Origin of the sequence: Bacillus haikouensis, from assembly GCF_013179555.1 — a bacterium.
In the GTDB taxonomy this organism is placed as follows: Bacteria; Bacillota; Bacilli; order Bacillales; family Bacillaceae_B; genus Rossellomorea; species Rossellomorea haikouensis_A.
This window is the reverse complement of the sequence record NZ_JABMCR010000562.1, coordinates 1-1,030: the sequence shown is the minus strand read 5'-3', so window position 1 is coordinate 1,030 and position 1,030 is coordinate 1. Positions and strand designations below refer to the sequence as shown.

1 protein-coding gene is annotated in these 1,030 nt (G+C 48.6%); it reads right to left on the bottom strand.

Translation table 11 applies throughout. The features are described 5' to 3' along the window. Window positions 1–166: 166 nt before the first annotated feature. On the bottom strand, window positions 167–1,030 hold an 864-nt coding region (locus HP456_RS24295), incomplete at its 5' end, for an aminotransferase class III-fold pyridoxal phosphate-dependent enzyme (RefSeq protein ID WP_172255780.1).

Sequence of the window (1,030 nt, the reverse complement as noted above, 5' to 3'; positions counted from 1 at the left end):
ACTGAAACGTCTCGAGGGGCTAGCCGCCGCAGCTGGACAAGTCTCGCGTTGATCACACTTCTCCCTGAGTAGTCTTCCTCTTACACTCCAATCAACAGCTGGAAATCGTTCAAATATGATGAATGCCCCCGCTCATTGTGGATGAACGGGGGCATAAAATTACACTTTATAGTTGTGCAAAAGCTTTATTGACTGCATCGAGTGTTACGTTGATATCGTCTTCTGTGTGTTCTGTCGTAAGGAACCATGCTTCGTATTTAGAAGGTGCCAGATTGATGCCCTGGTTGAGCATGAGTTTGAAGAACCTGGCGAACATGTCACCGTCTGTTGCTTCTGCCTGGTCGTAGTTTTCGACTTTTTCTTTTGTGAAATAAAGCGTGAGCGCTCCTTTTAAGCGGTTAATCGAAATCGGGGTATCATGCTTTTCAGCTGCAGCAATAATACCCTCTTCAAGCATCTGACCCAGCTCATCCATTTTCTCATAAACTCCATCTTGCTTAAGGACTTCAAGACATGCGATTCCTGAAAGAATGGAAGCAGGATTTCCGGCCATCGTTCCAGCCTGATAGGCAGGTCCGAGCGGTGCTACCTGCTCCATGATTTCCAACTTACCGCCGTAAGCACCGATTGGAAGGCCGCCGCCGATGATTTTGCCAAGAGCGGTCAAATCAGGCTTCACCTTTAACATGTCCTGTGCTCCGCCATACGTGAAACGAAAAGCGGTAATCACTTCGTCATAAATGACCAGGCTGCCTGCACTGTGAGCGATATCATTCACTTGCTCCAGAAAGCCTTCTTTCGGCTCGACGATTCCGAAATTCCCGACAATCGGTTCAACGAGTACGCCCGCAATTTGATCTCCCCACTTTTCCATTGCTTCCCTGAAAGGTTCGATATCATTGAAAGGGACGGTGATAACTTCCTGGGCAATGCTCTTGGGAACTCCTGCAGAATCTGGTGTTCCAAGGGTGGAAGGACCTGATCCTGCAGCGACCAGCACTAAATCGGAATGGCCGTGATAACAGCCGGC